Origin of the sequence: Quyinboa mangrovi, assembly GCF_042219825.1 — a bacterium.
Classification (GTDB): domain Bacteria; phylum Bacteroidota; class Bacteroidia; order Bacteroidales; family UBA5342; genus JBHJHP01.
Map to the genome: position 1 here is coordinate 54,728 of NZ_JBHJHQ010000011.1, position 16,483 is coordinate 71,210.

Here is a 16,483-nt window from a genome sequence, read left to right on the forward strand (position 1 = left end):
AGGGTTTTATGAAAATTTAGTTTTATTTTGGGGATAATTATGTATTGCCAATCATGAGAGCTAAGACTATAAAATCCTATCATATTTATCTTGTTTTCCTGCTTTCTGCTCTGAATATATTTATATCGGTAGGAACAACCGGATCAACAGAACTGAGCTTCGATATTTATTCGCAGGAAAACGGACTCCCAAACAATCAGATTCAGTGCATTTTCCAGGACAAACAGGGCTGGATATGGATTGGGACGAGCCAGGGACTAAGTCGCTTTGATGGCTATACATTTAAAAATTTTCTGCCAAATTCTTCTTTAAATAACAGTTTATCAGGAAACCTCGTCCGCGTTATCAGAGAAGATCGCAAAGGAAACCTTTACATAGGTACCGAAGCAGGTGGTTTGAATATTTTCAACCGCGACAAGGAAACATTTTCTCATCCATTTAAAAATCATCCGGATTTAAAATATAAAGAGATCTCTGTAAACGATATAGAAGTTGACCAGACGGGCGGCTTATGGATAGGTACCAATTATAACCTGATATACCTTGATACGTCCAGCCAGTTGAATATAATAAACCCAAAGATGTTGGATAACGATATCACATTTACCGGAAATTATATCAGGAATCTGGAACTGGATCAAAACGGATCATTGTGGATCGGGACCTCGAATGGTGTATTTATTTATAATCCTGGCTCAAACGAAATGGAAGCGTTTGATCTTCCTTACAGAGATGGACAAAACCATGAAATATGGGAATTATATGGTGACGACACCGGGTTATTATGGATCGGGACGTACTCATCAGGATTATTTATTGTAGATCCAGCTACCCGCTCCATCAAACCTGTCATCCTGCCTCCGGGAATTAATAGGTCAGAAACTGTAAAAACTGTATCAAAAGGAACATTTGGAGAATACTGGATCGGCACCAGAGGTGGTCTGTTCACATACTCCGCCGAAAAAGGAATTACCGGTTATTATAAACATAACACATACAATGTCAGGAGTTTGTCCAATACATCTGTATTATGTGTCTATCACGACAGGAATGGAGAGACATGGATAGGCACACGTGGCGGATTAAATTTATTGGCCCGGAGTAAACAAGTGTTCATGAATTTTGGATCATTACCCGGAGATAACAGATTTCTGAACAGCAGCATAGTTTATGCATTCTGGATAGATGATGACGGTAAAATATGGATAGGAACAGAAGATGGTGGTATAAATATTTACAATCCTAAAACAGAAAAATATAACTACCTGACGGCAGATTCCCGTGGGGAAAACAGAATAAGTCAGAATTGTATTAAAGCTTTCCTGGACGACAAAAAAGGGAATCTTTGGGTTGCAACCTTTCTTGGAGGTGTTGATGTTATCAATTTAAAAACCGGCCGCATCATCAACTATAAATCCATTCCGGGACAAAAAGGATCGCTATCTGATAACCGTGTCTGGGATTTATGTATGGACAAACAAGGGAACATCTGGATTGCTACCACTAAGGGGCTTGACAGATATATGCCAATGACCAACTCTTTCAGACATTATCCCCAGGTGAACGGATTTGAGCAAATATCGTGGATAGATATGGATTCAAACGGAAATTTATGGATAGGAACCCTTGATGAAGTTATTATTTTTAATCCTCAGAGCAAAAAAATAACCCGCTATTTTGAGCATGCCCGCAGCATGTTTGAGGATTCGGAACATAGAATATGGATCGCTACAAACGACAAAGGCATTGCTATTTATTCCTCACAAAACGGTCCGGTTAAATACTATACCGAAACCGACGGACTTACCAACAACCAGGCGCTTTGTATTTTGGAAGACAATCACAAAAACCTTTGGATCAGTACAACAAACGGGTTATCAAAGTTTAATCCGGAAACTGAAATTTTCCGGAATTTTTCAAACAAGGATGGCCTTAGTAACAATCAGTTTTGTTACGGAGCCGCCTGTAAAAACAAGGACGGAGAACTGCTGTTCGGTTCTATATCAGGCTTTAACATGTTTAATCCGGAAAAAATAATTCTGGAAAAAGATGACTACCCAATCGTTCTGACGGATTTAAAAATCTTCAATAAATCCATTCCTGTCTCGGACGATAAAAATGCAATTTTATCCAAAAGTATTTCTGAGACTAATCATATCACACTGAATTACGATCAAAATTTTTTCACCATTGAATTTGCTGCACTGAATTACATTAACAGTGAAAAAAATCTGTATTCATATAAACTCGAAAATTTCAACCGGGACTGGGTAGAGCCAAGCACCACACGTTCAGCTACTTATACAAACCTTAATCCCGGTGATTATGTGTTACACATCAAAAAATTTATAAGAGGTTCTCAATCAAATATGAATGAACGGCTTCTTGACATCACTGTTTTACCTCCTTTTTGGAAAACAAGATGGTTTCTGGGGCTCATTTTTCTCTCCATTGCAGGAATGATGTATTTGCTGTTCAGGTTTTTTATAAACAGGGAAAAAATTAAAAATCAGCTGGTAATGGAACGCGTTAATGCCAGAAAACTGCATGAGCTGGACATGATGAAACTGAAGTTCTTCACCAACATTTCCCATGAAATACGAACACCGCTTACACTCATTTTAGGTCCTGTTGAAAAAATAATGCATAACAAACTATCCGAAACTGAGGTAAATGATAACATTAAGCTTGTACACAGGAATGCAAAAAATCTTGACCGGCTCATCAACCAGCTTCTGGATTTCAGAAAACTGCAAACCGGAAACCTGAAATTAAATTTGACAGAAGCTGATATTGTACGTTTTGTCGAAAACATAGTAGAATCATTTAGGTCTCTGGCAGAAGAAAAGCAGATCAGGCTAAAGTTCACAACTTTAAAGAAAAGTCTGTTTACTGCTTTTGATCCTGACAAAATCGAAAAGATTCTTAACAATCTCTTATCCAATGCATTTAAATTTACGGATCAGGGAGGAACAATTTCGGTAAACCTTTCTTTAATATTTGATTCCGAAGATGAATTTAATTCAGATGAGAAAGAAAAACAATTTATAGAAATTTCTGTAAAAGATACAGGTAAAGGCATCACCAATAAAAACATCAATAAAATCTTTATGCGCTTTTTCCAGTCAAATGATGGTGAAGACAGCAATTCAGGAACAGGAATAGGATTGGCACTGGTTAAAGAACTTGTAAGTCTGCACAAAGGAAAAGTCTTTGTCTCCAGTAAAACCGGAAAAGGAACAAAGTTCACTGTCAGAATTCCTTATAAACAGAATATGAGCTATAGAACGACTGAAATAACTGAGGCGATGGATGAAGCTGAAGAAACCATTAAAAAGTCAACAGAAAACGATGATTTGTCTGATAACATCTTATCAAAAATCATGTTGGTTGTTGAAGACAATGCAGATGTCAGAAAATTTATAGCCGGTCATTTTAATTCTCAATATAAGATTATAGAAGCCCGGAATGGCAAAGAAGGTTATGAAAAAGCTCTGGATAATGTACCTGACATCATAATCAGTGATATCATTATGCCTTTAATGGACGGGTATGAACTTTGTAAAAAAATAAAAACCGATGAACGTACTTCCCATATTCCCATGTTACTGCTTACAGCCATGCATTCAAAAGAACATGAGTTAAAAGGATTGACCATAGGAGCTGATGATTATATCACTAAGCCTTTCGACATAAATGTGCTGCAGGCTAAAGTAGAAAATATATTATCCATAAGGGATTCTCTGAAAGAAAAATATACCGAAACCATAGTGCTTGAACCAACGAATGTTGAGCTGTCATCTCCTGACGAAAGATTCCTTCAGAAAGCTATAAAGATTATTGAGGAAAATATTTCCGATAGTGAACTTGACATTGAAAAGTTTTCCGCAGAAGTTGGCGTTAGCAGAATGCAGTTATACCGAAAACTGAATGCGCTTACCAATATGACTGTTAAAGAATTCATAAGGCACATCCGGTTAAAAAGGGCATCCCAATTACTCGTTCAGCAAAAATTAAATGTATCGGAAATCGCTTATGAAGTCGGTTTCAAAGATTTATCACACTTCAGAAAATGCTTTAAACGGGAATTTGGAATGAGTGCCACAGAGTTTATCTCAAAAAATAAATTCCAATCTTAAAGACCTGATAATAAGCAGTATAAAAAAACAACTTCATTTTTCATTTAACATCTGCGATATATATAACCCGCATTTTGGGAAATATAGCAACGGATTTTACCCGGAGTTAATTCCTTTATATTCTCTTGAAATTATAATTTCGTAAATGCTGATAATAGTGCTTTATGAAAAACGTCTCACCTTTCCAAACTTCCAGAAGTTCCAGGCTTCAAAAATCAGATATTTATTCTTAATGGGGATCAGGAATTGTGCCGTCCATGCTTAAAGCATCGAATCAGTTTTAACCAATTTTTTATGCATAATGTATTGATTTTGGTAATCAATGTATCATAATAGAATAAGCAAAACATATATCAAATGAACGTTAGAAAATTCATCACAAAAACAGTTTTTACAGTTATGTTGTGCATGCCGGCTTTGCTGATGGCGCAACAAAGTGTTTCCAAAGTTTGGGTAGCCGATAATGGCGATGGAACCTATAGTAATCCGATATTACATGCCGATTATTCCGATCCTGATGTGGTAAGAGTTGGTGATGATTTCTACATGACCTCCTCCTCATTTAATTGTGTTCCGGGATTGCCAATTCTGCATTCTAAGGATCTGGTTAACTGGGAACTGATTGGTTACGGATTGAACCGACTGGAATATGCCGAGGGATTTGAAAAGCCACAGCATGGAAATGGCATTTGGGCCCCCTGCATACGGTACCATAACGATGAATTCTACATTTATTTCCCCGATCCGGATCACGGAATTTACATGATAAAAGCGAAAAATGCCAAAGGGCCATGGTCTGATCCTGTCTGTGTTAAGGCAGGTAAAGGATTAATTGATCCGACACCTCTTTGGGACGATGACGGAAAAGTCTATCTCGCTTATGCCTTTGCCGGCAGCCGCGCCACCATCAAAAGTGTGATTATGATAACGGAACTAAACAGTGAAGGAACTGCTGCAAAAGGTCAGGATGTGATGGTTTTTGACGGACATAAAGACAATCCGACGGTGGAAGGCCCTAAATTTTACAAACGGAACGGGTATTACTATATTTTTGCTCCTGCAGGTGGTGTGTCAACCGGATGGCAACTCGCTATGCGTTCAAAAAATATTTATGGTCCTTACGACTACAAGGTGGTCATGGATCAGGGCAAAACAAAGATTAACGGACCGCATCAGGGTGCATGGATTGATACACCAGGCGGTGAAAACTGGTTCATCCATTTTCAGGATAAAGAAGCATACGGACGAATTGTATTTTTAGAACCAATGGTATGGAAAAACGACTGGCCGGTAATTGGTTATGATCCGGATGGAAATGGCGTTGGCGAACCGGTATCGACACATAAAAAACCTGATGTTGGTAGATCCTATCCCATTACTACACCTCCCGAAAGTGATGAATTTAACACCAGTACCTTCGGTCTGCAATGGCAATGGCACGCTAATCCATCCGTTTATTGGGGATTTCCTTCAGGTAACCTGGGATATTTCAGACTAAATTGTATGACTCGCCCGGAAAATTCCCACGGTTTATGGGAAGTTCCTGATTTGCTTTTACAAAAATTTCCTGCAGAGGAATTTACAGCAACAACTAAAATAACTTTTAATTCTTACAAAGGTATTGAAGAGACTGGTTTTGTAATAATGGGGGAAGACTATCAATATATATCCCTAAAATCAGAAGATGGTAAAATGCTGGTTCGGGTTGTACAGTGTAAACGTGCCAGAACCGGAGGGAAAGAAACAGAAATGTATTCTGAAGAATTTGACGGCAATGAAATTTATTTCCGTATCACGGTTAAGGAAGGCGCTAAATGCACATTTGCCTATAGTAAAAGCGGGAAGAAATATACCGAAGCCGGTTCTGAATTTGAAGCAAAACCCGGACGCTGGATTGGAGCTAAAGTTGGATACTTTGCGTTGAGAAATGATATAACCAATGACTCCGGAACTGTTGATATCGATTGGTTCAGAATCAATTAAACTGAATATGAAATATATATTGTCCATACTGTCACTTTTTTTTCTGATCCGGATAGTATCGGCTGTGGATTATGATTTTACGGTGGATAAAAACGGCAGCGGGGACTTTGTGTCTGTACAGGAGGCTATTAATGCGGTTCCGGATTTCAGAAAAAACCGAACACTAATTTTAATTAAAAAAGGAATCTATAAAGAGAAGCTTGTGCTTCCAGCAAGTAAGGCAAACATTACATTTATTGGCGAAGACAGAGATAATACCATTTTGACTTACGATGATTTTGCACAAAAGAAAAACCGTTTTGGTGAAGAAGTAGGCACAACAGGATCCACATCCTTTTACATTTTTGGAGATGGATTCAGAGCAGAGAATATTACGTTTCAGAATTCTGCCGGTCAGGTTGGTCAGGCGGTGGCTGTAAGAATTGATGGTGATAAAGTGGCATTTAAAAACTGCCGTTTTCTGGGTAATCAGGATACGCTTTATCCTCACGGTGATAACAGTCATCAGTACTACAAAGATTGCTACATTGAGGGAACTGTCGATTTTATATTCGGATGGTCAACAGCACTTTTCGAAAACTGCACCATTTATTGCAAGAAGAAAGGATACATTACTGCACCATCTACCAACGAAGCTACCGAATTTGGCTTTGTGTTCAAACACTGTACAATAACAGGCAACGCGGAAAAAGGATCGTTTTATCTGGGACGTCCATGGAGGCCTTACGGAAAATCGGTTTTTATAGAATGTGAACTAAGCGATATCATCAAACCGGAAGGTTGGAATAACTGGGGAAGCAAGGAAAAAGAAAAGACTGCATATTTTGCAGAATATAATAACACCGGTAAGGGTGCTAATCCTAATGAAAGGGTTGGATGGTCTCACCAGCTGAGTAACGATGAAGCTTTAAACTATACAAATGAAAACATACTTGGAGACTGGATCAAAAACGAGCTATTTTATACAGAATAATAAATTAAAATACATAAAATGAATAAAAAACCGATTCTTTACTTAGGAGCAGCTATGATGCTGCTTTTTACCGGGTGCAAAGCTTCTCCTGAATCCGGAACCGAAAATTCTGAGGGAATAAAAACTAAGGTGGAGTTCAAAATGCCTGAAGTTAAAACACCTGTAATTCCGGATTATGAAGTTAATATCACTGATTTTGGTGCAGTAAGTGGCGGACAGGTTATGAATACCAAAGCATTTGCCGATGCCATAAATGCCGTATCTGAAAAAGGTGGTGGAAAAGTAATTATTCCTTCCGGAATATGGCTTACCGGACCCGTAATTTTGAAAAGTAACCTGGAACTGTATACTGAACCGGGAGCATTAATCATTTTTTCAAAGAATAAGGACGATTATCCGTTGGTTAAAACAAGCTTCGAGGGATTGGATACGTGGCGTTGCATCTCTCCTATTTACGGAAAAGATCTGGAAAATGTGGCACTTACGGGTTCAGGTGTTTGGGACGGATCCGGTGATGTATGGCGATTTGTTAAACGGAGTAAACTTACAGCCGGTCAATGGAGAGATCTGGTAGCTTCAGGCGGAGTCGTGAATAAAGAAGGAGATGGATGGTATCCTTCAGAACAATTTATGAGAGCGGCAGAAAATGCAGACATGAATGTTCCTGCCAACCTGAAAACAAAAGAAGATTATATGAAGATACGGGATTTTTTACGCCCCGTTATGGTTGGGATCCAAAACAGTAAGAGAGTCATGCTAAACGGCCCCACATTTCAGAATTCACCTGCCTGGTGTATTCATCCGCTTATTATAGAAGATTTGATTGTAAAAAATGTTACGGTTCGGAATCCATGGTATTCGCAAAATGGCGACGGCCTTGATGTTGAATCGTGTAAAAATGTGATCGTAGACAACTGTAATTTTGATGTGGGTGATGATGCCATCTGTATCAAATCAGGGAAAGATGAAGATGGACGGAAACGTGGCATTCCAAGTGAGAATCTGGTCATCACCAATAACATAGTATATCACGGGCATGGTGGTGTTACCGTGGGAAGTGAAATGTCAGGAGGTGTAAAAAATATGCATGTTTCAAATTGTACGTTCATAGGGACCGATGTGGGCCTGCGTTTTAAAAGTAACCGTGGTCGCGGTGGTGTGGTAGAAAATATCTACATATCTGACATAAAAATGGCAGACATACCAACCAATGCGATCTCATTCAATCTGTATTACGGAGGAAAATCAGTATCTGAGATGCTGGAAGATGGCGGCCCGCAAACAGCTGCAGAAACATATCCTGTCACAGAAGAAACACCACAGTTTAAAAACATTTTTATGAAAGATATAACTGTAAAAGGTGCACAGCAGGCAGTATATGTACAGGGACTTCCTGAGATGAACGTGGAAAATGTTTCATTTACAGATATGATCCTTGAAGCTGAAAAAGGAATCTTACTTATTGATTCCAAAGACATCAGTTTTGACAATGTTGACCTCTATACACCGGCAAAAAATGCGGTGGAAATATACAACTGTAAAAATGTTAATGCCGACGGACTGAAGTATGATTTCGGGCCAAAAAATAATATTACAATCATGGGTGAAGGTTGCGAAAACATTCAATTATTATCATCGGCAAAAAAATTCACTTCCATTGGAAAGAAAGTACCTGAAAATGCGGTAATCTTTAACAACAACTAATTTTAAAACAGACAATTTTTTAACCAATGAACAAATTATTTATTTTCATATTTTCTATTGCAGTGTTATTCGGATGCCAAAAATCCGATAAAAGTTATGTCATTCATACCATCGGCGATTCGACCATGGCAAATAAAGCTGAAAAAGTATATCCTGAAACAGGCTGGGGACAGGTGCTTGGCAACTATTTTGACGATAATGTAACAGTGGCAAACTATGCAGTAAACGGCAGAAGTTCCAAAAGCTTTAAGGACGAAGGGCGTTGGCAAACCGTACTTGACAGTATTAAACCGGGTGACTGGGTATTGATCCAGTTTGGACACAACGATGAAAAGTATAAAGACTCTACACGCTATACAACACCGTATGGCACTTATACTGCGAACCTTGAAATGTATGTGAACGAGGCACGGGAAAAAGGTGCAACACCGGTATTGCTGACCCCAATCGTAAGACGTAAATTCGGGGAAGACGGTAAACTGGAACCCACACACGGTGACTATCCTGACGCCGTTAGAAAAGTGGCAGAGAAAATGAATGTACCTCTTATCGACATGCAGATATTAACAAAAGATTGGGTAAATAACCTTGGTGATTCTGCATCAAAAAAGATGTATTTATGGGTAGGACCAACCGAAAAATATCCAAAGGAACGCAAAGATGATACACATCTTCAGGTTGAAGGAGCAAATAATGTGGCGAAGATTGCATTGCGCGAAGCTGAAAAACAGAACCTGGGATTTGTAAAAGATATAAAAAAGGACGAGTTGTAAAGAACGTAAGCGTTGATACCATTAGGATTAACAATTAATGGATAAAACGCCTTAACTGATAAAAATTCTACATGTTTAAACCGCTATTAATACTTAGTCTGTTCTTTTTGTGTGCCCTGCACGTATCAACAAATCTTAACGCGCAAGAGTATATTCCCCTGTGGCCGGAAGGTAAGATGCCAAACTCTCAGGGCTTGACACTGGAGAGAGTTGAAGCTCGCGAACGGGTCACACAGGTTGATGTTCCCGGCATGTATGTCTTTCTCACAGCGAGGGATGCCAACACCCGTGGAGCTGTACTTATATGCCCATCGGGAGGTTACCAGAAGTTAACGTATAAAACGTCGGGCATGCAGATTGCTAAATGGCTGAATACACTTGGTTTCAATGCTTTTGTCCTGATGTACCGTCTCCCAAATTCGCCCGATCTGAGAGTAAGTTATGAGGGTCCGGTTCAGGATGCACAACGTGCCATGAAACTCATCAGGGCCAATGCTCCGGAATGGGGAATTGATGCTAATAATGTTGGCGTGTACGGCAGTTCTGCAGGCGGCCACCTGGCCACAACCATCAGCACCATAAGGGATGATTTTTCAAACATCGGAGACAGTTTGGATCGGAGGAATTTCAAACCGGATTTCCAGATACTGGTATCTCCCGTAGTCAGTTTGGTTTCGGATTATCATAAGGGAAGCCGAAACACTTTATTAGGCAAAAATGACTCCGAAGTGCTGGCTGAAAGATTTTCCAATGAGCTGAATGTAACCGATGAAACGCCACCCTGTTTTATGGTTCACGCCGATAATGACCATGGGGTGAGTTCGATGAATAGTGTCAGGTATTATACGGCATTAAAAGCACATGGTGTACCGGCCAGTCTTCATATCTTTCCTTTTGGCGGACATGGTATAGGCATCCGTAATAATCCGGGATCTACCCGGCAGTGGCCACAGCTTTGTGAGGCATGGTTGAAAGAAATGGGATTTTTGAAACCCCTGGATAAATAAAAAATTTAATGACATAAATGATACAGGTTAACAACATATTCAAACTATCGTTTCTGGTTGCTATTGGTTTTGGCCTTTGGAGTTGCTCGGTAAGGGACAGGAATGAAGAGAATGAGATGAATCCAATGAAACTGTGGTATAACAAACCGGCTCAGGTTTGGGAAGAAGCAATGCCACTTGGAAATGGAAGATTAGGTGCCATGGTATTCGGATCAACCGGGACAGAAAAGATACAACTGAATGAAGAAACGGTTTGGGCTGGTGAACCGGGGAATAATCTGCCAAAAGGGTTTAAAGAAATCCTTCCTGAAGTCAGAAAACTTATCTTTCAGGGTAAGTATAAAGAAGCTGAAGCGCTTACAATGACCAGAATACCCCGGCATGCGCCTGAATGGAATAACTACGGGATGCCATACCAGACTGTTGGTGATTTACTCATTCATTTTCCGGGCCATGAACATTACACTAATTATTACCGGGAGCTCAATATTGAGAATGCCACAAGTTCAACGACCTACGAAGTTGATGGTGTAAAATACACAAGGGAATATTTTATTTCAGCTCCTGATCAGGTTATGCTGATCCGCTTATCTGCTAGTGAACCGGGAAAAATCAGCTGCGATATTGATGCAACAACACCTCATACCGTTTTTTCTAAAAAGATTGAAGGGAAAAAACTTATTCTGTCCGGGAAAAGCGAGGATGCAGATGATAAAACAGGTAAAGTTGATTTTGCCACAGAGGTTCAACCAGTTCTCGTGGGCGGAACTCTTACTGATGACGGTGAAAAACTGACGATACAAGATGCCGATACCTTAACACTATTTGTATCCATAGGCACAAATTTTATAAATTATAAAGATATCAGTGGTGATGCATTTGCAAAGGCAGAAAAATATCTTAAGCCGGCCACAAAAAAGTCCTACTCTTCTTTAAGATCAGATCATGTTAAAGATTTTCGCTCGTACTTCGATCGTGTAGTCCTTGATCTTGGGGCAACAGACTCCATTAAAAATCCTACAGATCAAAGAATAAAAGATTTTAACAGTGGCAACGATCCGCAACTGGTTGCACTTTATTTCCAGTTTGGACGTTACCTGCTCATTTCTTCATCCCGTCCGGGAACGCAACCGGCAAACCTTCAGGGCATCTGGAATGACAAACTTAGTCCGCCCTGGGACAGCAAATACACCATCAACATTAATACTGAGATGAACTACTGGCCGTCTGAAATTACAAATCTGCCGGAAATGAGCGAACCCTTGTTTGCAATGGTTGAAGATCTGTCTGTAACCGGAAAGGAAGCTGCAAAAAAAATGTATGGAGCCCGTGGTTGGGTTACACATCATAACACAGATATCTGGCGAATTACAGGTCCGGTTGATGGTGCCTTTTACGGCATGTGGCCGATGGGAGGTGCCTGGCTGAGTCAGCATTTATGGCAGCATTTTCTGTTTAATGGAGATACGGCTTTCCTGAAAAAAGTTTATCCGGTACTCAAGGGTTCTGCCATGTATTACGTGGATGTCCTTCAAAAGGAACCGACTCATGGATGGATGGTAGTAGCACCATGTATGTCTCCTGAAAACAGACATCCAGGCGGTGCATCAATGGCAGCAGGAAATACAATGGACAACCAGCTTGTATTTGATGTATTTTCGAACCTGATGCATGCTGCTAAAATACTGAACGTTGATAAAAGTTTTGCAGATACAGTTAATACCCTATTCAAACAATTACCACCAATGCAAATCGGACAATTCGACCAGCTACAGGAATGGTTACAGGACTGGGACAGGAAAGATGACCATCACAGGCATGTTTCTCACCTTTATGGATTATTCCCGGGCAGTCAGATTTCTCCATTCAGAACACCGGAACTGTTCAGGGCAGCAGAAAATTCATTGATTTACAGAGGGGACAAATCCACAGGCTGGTCTATGGGTTGGAAGGTAAATCTGTGGGCAAGATTACTGGATGGAAACAGGGCATATAAACTTATTCAGGATCAACTCACTCCTGCCCCAGAGGAAAAAAGCGGGCAAAACGGGGGAACCTATCCCAATTTGTTTGATGCGCATCCTCCATTTCAGATTGATGGCAACTTCGGATGTACTTCGGGTATAGCCGAAATGCTGGTACAATCGTACGACGGCGATATTTTTCTGTTGCCTGCTTTGCCTGATGCATGGCCGGAAGGTTCTGTAAAAGGATTAAAAGCCAGGGGTGGTTTTACAATTGATTTGGAATGGAAAAATAAAAAAATCAGTAACCTTACCATCTATTCTTCGCTGGGTGGAAACTGCAGGATAAGGATTGCCAGTGAGCTTAAAGGTGATACAGAATTGATACCGGTGGAACCGGGAACGCCTAATCCAAACCCTTTATATTATACCGAAAATGTTAAACATCCCTTGATCAGTGAAAAAGCTGATCTGCAGGGATTAAAAATTCCACAAACATCTCTGTTTGACTTTGAAACGGCGAAAAACGGGAAGTATAATTTTAAATCAGCAATAAATTAAGGTTGGCAACCTTAGGATGTGCCTCTTTAAACAAGAAATGTTAAACAATAAAAAATAAAACTTTATGAAACTTAAATTTACACTTTTATGGGCATTTCTGATCTTATGTTCTTCCCATTCTATATTTGCCATTGATGCAGATATGGTGGTTGCCCAGGACGGTAGTGGCGACTTCACAACTATTCAGGCTGCAATTGATGCCGTTCCATCAAACCAGACTGATCGCAGAACGGTGATATTCATAAAAAATGGCTTGTATAACACCGAAAAACTGATCATTCCATCAAATAAATTAAACGTAACGTTTATCGGGGAAAGCCGTGATCAAACCATTATTTCCTATCACATTTACGATTGCACCAGCCCGACATCGGGCAATAAATGCCCGGCAGAAGATGCATTGTTATGGACCGGTGACGTGATAAGGACCTCTGCAACACTGACCATCATGGGAGAAGGTTTCAGGGCAGAGAATCTGACAATTCAAAATACAGCCGGCCCTGTAGGTCAGGCTCAGGCAATTACAGTTCGGGCAGACAAATGTGTTTTTATAAACTGTGATTTAACCGGATACCAGGATACCATATATTTCTGGAATGATGGGATCAGATGTTATTTCAAAGAATGTCTTGTACTTGGACGTACAGATTATATTTATGGTGATGGTATCGCATTTTTTGACGCATGCGAAATAAGAAGTTATGGCGGTGGATATATTACAGCACCTTCAACACCTCAAAGTCAAGCTTACGGATTTGTGTTCAGCCATTGTGATATAACGTATACGGACGGGAGTCCTCAGCCAACCAATGATGGTCAAAGTTTCAGACTGGGCCGTCCCTGGCACGAATATCCGAAAGTGGCGTGGCTCTACTGTGATATGACTGGAATGATCAACCCTCAGGGATGGGGTGACACCTGGAATATGGATTATGCTGCTACCAGCGCAGATCTGCATTTATACGAATATATGAATACCGGTGCCGGCGCCGATATGAGCGGACGTGCCAGCTGGGTAGGCTTAAGAGCTCTTACAGAAACTGAAGCTGCCGACTATACCGCTGCAAAGGTTTTAAACGGCAACGATGGCTGGGCACCTTATGAAGATGCTCCACTCGTTACATCTTACCAGTGGGACAACGGAGGTTCTGATAACGGATGGCTGACTGCAGAAAACTGGGACCCTGACGGATCACCGGCCTCAGCCGAAGTGGCTAATGTATCCGGCCAGGTTACTGTAGATGCCAACGGAGGAACTTTTGCTGCGGATATGAACCTTACAGCCGGAGCAGAGCTGAATATTACCGCCAACAGTACAGCCGCATACATTGCCGGTGAGGATGCCACAATTTCATCGTCTTCAGATGTAACACTGAGTGGTAAAATTGCGACAAAGGATACCATCATTATTTCCACCACTGCAAACCTGACAATTGATGCCAAACTAAGTGGCATACATAAAATAATTAAGCGCGGAACCGGAACAGTTATTCTGACCGCAGATAATACAGACTTCTCAGGTCTTTTTATTGTGGAAGAAGGAACCCTGGATGCACAAACAGAAAATTCCCTGGGCAAAGCAGGTGTGGAAGTTAAAAACGGGGCATCTCTGAAAGTTGAAAATGATGCGGCTTTCTTCCCTGAGTCATCTTTAAGTGTTGTAACAGGTGGGACACTTGATCTTTCAGCAACGGTTACCCTCAGCGAGTTTTATATTGACGGAACATTGCAGACCGTTGGCAGTTATAGCGCTACAACCAATCCCTCCATTATTACAGGAACCGGTTCCGTTGTTGTGGGAAGGCCAAGCACTTTTTTGTTTTCAAGCGGAACGTGGGACAATGTCAGCAGTTACACTCCTGCTATTTTACCGGAACAGGGTGAAACAGTTTTATGTGAAGGTGAAATGGAAACCGCATCAACCACGAATGTTGCCAACGTAATATTTGTAAAAAACAAAGGGAAATTAAGGTTGAGGGGACAGCACAAGTCTACCGGTACTCTGACCTTTGAAGGCAACCAGAGAATATCGTATGCCACCAGCGGAACAGGTTTTTCTCTGGAGGCCCCTATTATCATTCAGGATGACATCAGTTTTGAAATGAGCAGTGCTAATTTAGGCGGTAGTACAATGGAATTAACCGGAACTATTGTAGGATCAGCAACCGTTAGTGTAAAGAACACGCGCTCTGATGTAAGCAACAATTCCAAAGTCTGGCTGGGCGGAGATAATTCAGGATTCAGTGGAACCTGGGATGTAACAACTCATGCGAGCAATGCGTCGGGTCTTGTTGGTATTATTGGTGCAAGTGCGAATGCCATGGGAACAGGAAGTATCCTGATCGGACAGGATAATTATGTACAGTTCGATCACGCTGAATGTACCTCATCCGCCAATAACCTTGTGTTAAACCCTGGGGCTAAAGCCACCGTTACTGCCGATATTATTGTAGGATCACTGACACTTGGCACCACAACCTATTCTACAGGTGTTTTTACAGCGGCATCCAATCCCGAATATATTGAAGGAAACGGCAGTATAACACTGGAGCCTAATGCATTGCATCAGCCATCGATATCAGAGTTCAGCGCATATTACAAAAACGGACAGATAATACTAAACGGAAATGCCGAAGAGCTTAGGATCATTACCATGGATGGTAAAGTGGTTCATGAACAACATGTAATAAATAACCAGGTAACTGTAAATCTGAAGACCGGCGTTTACCTCTTAATAAACGAAAACAACAGTTTGTACAAACTGGCTGTGATTAACTAATTCTTTGTGATTAAAACCAATTAACAGAGGCACCCCAAATTAGGGTGTCTCTGTTTTTTATATACTGATCCCCTGGTAAAAGTCTACTTATATTTCATAAAAAAGTTAGAAATACTCTATACGTAGCATGCATTAATTTGGTTTTATAATTATATTATTCATAATTTAAATTCTTTCCATATAGCATCTCAGACAATGTTAACAGAGCTACTGTATGCTAATTTTATCTATATTTAAAAAGATTTTGCCTGCAATTCTTTAGAAAGTATGAACGCTATTTGATTTAATTCCGGAAGTAATACTATTTCCGTGAATACATAGTCAGTGTACGTATGTAACTGAGATGGCGAAGCAGTGAAAAAAATATAGTTTATATTTAAAACTTTTATCCTGGAGACAAAGGGATCCGTTCCCATTAAAGAGTATAAAATTTTGATTATTTTAAAAAAAATAAAATCGGAAAAGTTCGGCTTTATCGACCAATATGGTACGATAAACCGAATTTATATCGGTATATATACTAGTTGTATTTAATGCCGGGATTAGTTGTGTGAGATCGTATGAATTGGCCTCCACCCTCTTTCGGCTGAAGCAGGGAAC

8 protein-coding genes are annotated in these 16,483 nt (G+C 40.3%); all 8 read left to right on the forward strand.

What is annotated here, in order from left to right; all coding sequences use genetic code 11:
* Nucleotides 1-53: 53 nt before the first annotated feature.
* The 8 genes from ACE1ET_RS19960 (at nt 54) to ACE1ET_RS19995 (ending at nt 15,883) form a co-directional block, all read left to right on the forward strand.
* Nucleotides 54-4,139, forward strand: coding sequence for a hybrid sensor histidine kinase/response regulator transcription factor (locus ACE1ET_RS19960; protein ID WP_375730192.1), 4,086 nt, complete (start codon nt 54-56; stop codon nt 4,137-4,139).
* Between the two features lie 357 nt (nt 4,140-4,496).
* Nucleotides 4,497-6,122 (forward strand): glycoside hydrolase family 43 protein, encoded by a 1,626-nt coding sequence (locus ACE1ET_RS19965; RefSeq protein ID WP_375730193.1) that lies wholly within the window; start codon nt 4,497-4,499, stop codon nt 6,120-6,122.
* Between the two features lie 7 nt (nt 6,123-6,129).
* On the forward strand, nt 6,130-7,095 hold the full coding sequence (locus ACE1ET_RS19970; RefSeq protein WP_375730194.1) for a pectinesterase family protein: 966 nt from the start codon (nt 6,130-6,132) through the stop codon (nt 7,093-7,095).
* Between the two features lie 18 nt (nt 7,096-7,113).
* Nucleotides 7,114-8,799, forward strand: coding sequence for a glycoside hydrolase family 28 protein (locus ACE1ET_RS19975; RefSeq protein ID WP_375730195.1), 1,686 nt, complete (start codon nt 7,114-7,116; stop codon nt 8,797-8,799).
* A gap of 26 nt (nt 8,800-8,825) precedes the next feature.
* On the forward strand, nt 8,826-9,572 hold the full coding sequence (locus ACE1ET_RS19980; protein ID WP_375730196.1) for a rhamnogalacturonan acetylesterase: 747 nt from the start codon (nt 8,826-8,828) through the stop codon (nt 9,570-9,572).
* A 71-nt stretch (nt 9,573-9,643) separates the two neighbouring features.
* On the forward strand, nt 9,644-10,579 hold the full coding sequence (locus ACE1ET_RS19985) for an alpha/beta hydrolase (RefSeq protein WP_375730197.1): 936 nt from the start codon (nt 9,644-9,646) through the stop codon (nt 10,577-10,579).
* 17 nt (nt 10,580-10,596) lie between these two features.
* On the forward strand, nt 10,597-13,104 hold the full coding sequence (locus ACE1ET_RS19990) for a glycoside hydrolase family 95 protein (protein ID WP_375730198.1): 2,508 nt from the start codon (nt 10,597-10,599) through the stop codon (nt 13,102-13,104).
* Between the two features lie 64 nt (nt 13,105-13,168).
* Nucleotides 13,169-15,883 (forward strand): pectinesterase family protein, encoded by a 2,715-nt coding sequence (locus ACE1ET_RS19995; protein WP_375730199.1) that lies wholly within the window; start codon nt 13,169-13,171, stop codon nt 15,881-15,883.
* Nucleotides 15,884-16,483: the final 600 nt, after the last annotated feature.

Excerpts from the sequence above, each read along its gene's own strand:
- ACE1ET_RS19960 (WP_375730192.1), top strand. The coding sequence starts at position 54 with ATGAGAGCTAAGACTATAAAATCCTATCATATTTATCTTGTTTTCCTG.
- ACE1ET_RS19965 (WP_375730193.1), top strand. The coding sequence starts at position 4,497 with ATGAACGTTAGAAAATTCATCACAAAAACAGTTTTTACAGTTATGTTG.
- ACE1ET_RS19970 (WP_375730194.1), top strand. The coding sequence starts at position 6,130 with ATGAAATATATATTGTCCATACTGTCACTTTTTTTTCTGATCCGGATA.
- ACE1ET_RS19975 (WP_375730195.1), top strand. The coding sequence starts at position 7,114 with ATGAATAAAAAACCGATTCTTTACTTAGGAGCAGCTATGATGCTGCTT.
- ACE1ET_RS19980 (WP_375730196.1), top strand. The coding sequence starts at position 8,826 with ATGAACAAATTATTTATTTTCATATTTTCTATTGCAGTGTTATTCGGA.
- ACE1ET_RS19985 (WP_375730197.1), top strand. The coding sequence starts at position 9,644 with ATGTTTAAACCGCTATTAATACTTAGTCTGTTCTTTTTGTGTGCCCTG.
- ACE1ET_RS19990 (WP_375730198.1), top strand. The coding sequence starts at position 10,597 with ATGATACAGGTTAACAACATATTCAAACTATCGTTTCTGGTTGCTATT.
- ACE1ET_RS19995 (WP_375730199.1), top strand. The coding sequence starts at position 13,169 with ATGAAACTTAAATTTACACTTTTATGGGCATTTCTGATCTTATGTTCT.